This window comes from Clostridium cibarium, assembly GCF_014836335.1.
Taxonomy (GTDB): Bacteria; Bacillota; Clostridia; order Clostridiales; family Clostridiaceae; genus Clostridium; species Clostridium cibarium.
The window spans coordinates 1-3175 of the sequence record NZ_JACSRA010000060.1 but is presented as its reverse complement, the minus strand read 5'-3'; the positions used below and the strand labels follow the sequence as shown (position 1 = coordinate 3175).

At 30.9% G+C, this 3175-nt stretch carries 5 protein-coding genes and 1 pseudogene; 1 reads left to right on the top strand and 5 read right to left on the bottom strand.

The window, feature by feature from the left end:
* Positions 1–116: 116 nt before the first annotated feature.
* From H9661_RS19245 to H9661_RS19960, 5 genes are all read right to left on the bottom strand, one after another.
* On the bottom strand, positions 117–494 hold the full coding sequence (locus H9661_RS19245) for a DUF1963 domain-containing protein (protein WP_191770426.1): 378 nt from the start codon (positions 492–494) through the stop codon (positions 117–119).
* Positions 495–830: 336 nt separating this feature from the next.
* On the bottom strand, positions 831–998 hold the full coding sequence (locus tag H9661_RS19240; protein WP_191770424.1) for a hypothetical protein: 168 nt from the start codon (positions 996–998) through the stop codon (positions 831–833).
* 387 nt (positions 999–1385) lie between these two features.
* Positions 1386–2003, bottom strand: coding sequence for a glycoside hydrolase family 11 protein (locus H9661_RS19235; protein WP_423738994.1), 618 nt, complete (start codon positions 2001–2003; stop codon positions 1386–1388).
* Between the two features lie 480 nt (positions 2004–2483).
* The gene (locus H9661_RS19230) at positions 2484–2783 is read right to left on the bottom strand and encodes an alpha/beta fold hydrolase domain-containing protein (RefSeq protein ID WP_191770422.1); all 300 of its coding nucleotides are present in this window, start codon (positions 2781–2783) and stop codon (positions 2484–2486) included.
* Complete coding sequence (locus H9661_RS19960; protein WP_191770420.1) at positions 2764–2916, bottom strand: serine aminopeptidase domain-containing protein; 153 nt, start codon at positions 2914–2916, stop codon at positions 2764–2766. The genes H9661_RS19230 and H9661_RS19960 overlap by 20 nt, the downstream gene beginning before the upstream one ends.
* On the opposite strand from H9661_RS19960, the pseudogene H9661_RS19795 reads away from it, so the two are divergent.
* Positions 2913–3175 (top strand): annotated as a pseudogene (locus H9661_RS19795) (cupin domain-containing protein); the annotation flags it as partial. The gene H9661_RS19960 and the pseudogene H9661_RS19795 sit on opposite strands and share 4 nt — an antisense overlap.

Below are 3175 nucleotides of genomic sequence, written 5' to 3'. Positions count from 1 at the left end.
AATGGTTGGCACTATCAACCCCCATATCGGACTTTCACCGACTAGTACGTGCCCATGCTGGGCACACATAATATAGACCTGACCAAGTTAAATATGGTCAGGTCTTTTAAATATCATCAAGAACATTGTAAAATAAGCCACGTGTTATCACAATTTTTATTTTTTAAATCTACCTCTTTTATGTAGTAATGAATATTATCTGAGTAACCTAATAGCTTAGATAAATTTTCTCCACTAGTCTTATATCTATCTTTCTCTAAAAAGTCATTGCACTCATCCCACAAATCATAATTATCAAATATTTCTTCACAATTCATCTGTGCTAAAAAACTTAAAGGACTATTTTTTATCTCATGAGAAAATGGATCTTCCCAAGTAAAGTAATACCACTGAAATCCTTTTGGCAAATCTGGATATCCTCCAGATTTTGATACTACAATTGGTAATGATTTAGATTTATTTTTATCAAAGCAAATTTGTTTATTTACAAACAATATTATCTAGATCACATTGTCAGCACTTTTATGCAAAGTGAATCCTTAGAGGCCTATTGCCACCCGTCTATGCGTTATCTTTTGGATTATGACAAAAATAACGACACAGAGCTTGCATATACATTATATATGTACATTCTTAATGAGCGTAACTTGCTAAATCCATCAAATGCTATACATGTTCACCGTAACACATTGATCTATCGACCTATACATATAATACTCTAATTCCATTTCACACCAAAATTAGAACCTTCATTTTGCCACTGACGGTCAAACCAGAACTTCCCACTAACATTATATATTTTATCATCTAAAGTCAATGTTCATTAATAATCATATTTGAAATTTTATACAGAGCTTTTTATCTAATCCTTCATCTGTTTCACTTATCTCTGCATAATCTAAAGGGTATATTTTATTATCTCCATAGTAGCAACCAATTGTTTCATCTGTAATTGAAAGGTTTGAATTGATAATAGATACTTTATCAGGTTGCTTCATTAATTCTTTTAAATAAAAAAATAGTGTCTCAAGACAATATTTCACAATCAAATTGTTCAAGATATCAAAAAAAATTTAGAGAAAAATATAAAGATAAAGATATAAAGATAAAGATATAAAATAGCATAATAAATTTTTAGGATGATGTACAATTGCAAAAAGTGCCCCCTATAGGCGCACTCTTAAACATAAGATACTGATAACTTTTAAATACTAAAATCGACCTTCATTCTTTTGAAATTTAATATTCATGTAGTATGTAGGCTGCATTATTTTTTATATATAAAATTATTGACTGTAAAACCGACTAACCTTAACAATATCAAATTGTAAAATACCTTCTTGATATTTCTAAAACTGTAAGTTATACACTCCTCATGTGATTTGTTACCACACTGTTACATTAGAATACCCACTACTTTGATATCCTTCTGTTGCAAACATTTGGTAAGCCCAATTTCTACCTAAATTCATTCCACAATTTCTCCATGCATTCACATGATTGCTAAAAGTGATTGCATTGTTAGCCCCCATTGGTCTCTTTGAAGTTCTAACACTCCAATACTGCTTAAATGTTGAACTATTACTATCAATGGAAGGTGCGTTATATCGTGTGGTCTCATATATATCATATGTTCCTCCATCACTATTTACACTTCCCTTATATATTCCAGTTGGCCTATAAGTTCCCCAACTGTCAACAACATAGTATTCTATAAGAGGACTTCTTGTCCACCCATATAGAGACAAATATCCATTACCAGATGGTGAAAAAGCTCCAGCATTATAGTTTATTGTTCTAGATGGTGATCCAACATTCCAACCTTTACCCACAACAAAATTCCCACAATTTGACCATGAAACACTATAATTGCCACCAGATCCATTAGTAGCATTTACTGTTCCACCACCATCAGTCCAATTTTGCCAATAGTTTGTTGTTTCTGCAGATGCTTTTACTGCAAACAAACTAGTAATACTTATTAAAATTGTACAAAATAACATTGAGATTTTTTTAAACATAATTTACCCCTCCCGTAAAATGTTTCTATTTTAAACTACCTACATACTACTCTTTTATAAATCGCTCTCTTTTATCCTCATTGTAACATATTACAAAAATTGTATATAGTTACTTTAGTTATATCTTTTATACCACTTTTATTGTAAAAAGTTCAGTGTTATTATACTCAAGACATTCCTCACCCCCATCTTTTAGAGTATTTATTAAAAATTTACATGCTATCAATTAACCAGTTTATTTATCTAAAAGTCATCTCCATTATGAAAAATCCCCGAAACTAATCAGTCTGAGGGATTATAAAACACACTTCAATATTTACTTAAAAGTCCTAAAGCCTAAATATAATTTTACATCTACACCTCTAACTCCAATCTCTTTATAAATTTTAAAGAGTTTTTTTACTAGTTTCCTACAGGATCATCTTCTCTATAAACAATGTAAATTGGTAGTTCTACTGGAATTTAAGAGAGTCTTTCTTTTTTATAAAGCTTGCTTAATCCCTTCATTAAATAGTAGAAAAAGCCTATACTAAAGACCTTACCACAATACGGATCTTCTTCATATTTTTTTACTACATTTAAATCGCTGCATATCCATGCAAATTGACTTCCATCAGCTTCGAACCTTTTATTATGGTTTCCCAAAGTTAAGACATTTATAATTTTACATTTCTTTTTTTTGCAAAAATCTTCCTTTTCAATAGAGCAAATTATATATTCCTGTGCTAGAAAAGATCCAAAGCTATGACCAAATAAGAACATAGGTAACTTTGGATGTTTCTTCTATTGTACTAGTAGTTTTACCATGTCCACGATGATCAAAAGCATATACAATAAAACCATTTATATTGAGATATTCTGAACATTCATCATATCTACTTGAATGTTCAGCCATACCCATTTGTAGTTAATATTGAGGAGGCTACTAAGCAAAACAATACTTTTCGTACCGCTTTATGGACAGGAGAAAATCTACAGCTTACACTTATGAGCATCACTGTTGGAGGCGAAATTGGTTTAGAAATTCACCCTGAAACAAATCAATTTCTGCGTATTGAAGATGGTGAAGGTATCGTTAAGATGGGGCGCAGAAAAGACTCTTTGGATTTTCAACATAAAGTATATGATGATTTTTCTTTCATCATACCTGCTGG

Bases quoted from the DNA above. Each gene is read 5' to 3' on its own strand.
- H9661_RS19960 (WP_191770420.1), bottom strand. From the start codon at position 2,916: ATGGCTGAACATTCAAGTAGATATGATGAATGTTCAGAATATCTCAAT.
- H9661_RS19230 (WP_191770422.1), bottom strand. From the start codon at position 2,783: ATGTTCTTATTTGGTCATAGCTTTGGATCTTTTCTAGCACAGGAATAT.
- H9661_RS19235 (WP_423738994.1), bottom strand. From the start codon at position 2,003: ATGTTATTTTGTACAATTTTAATAAGTATTACTAGTTTGTTTGCAGTA.
- H9661_RS19240 (WP_191770424.1), bottom strand. From the start codon at position 998: ATGAAGCAACCTGATAAAGTATCTATTATCAATTCAAACCTTTCAATT.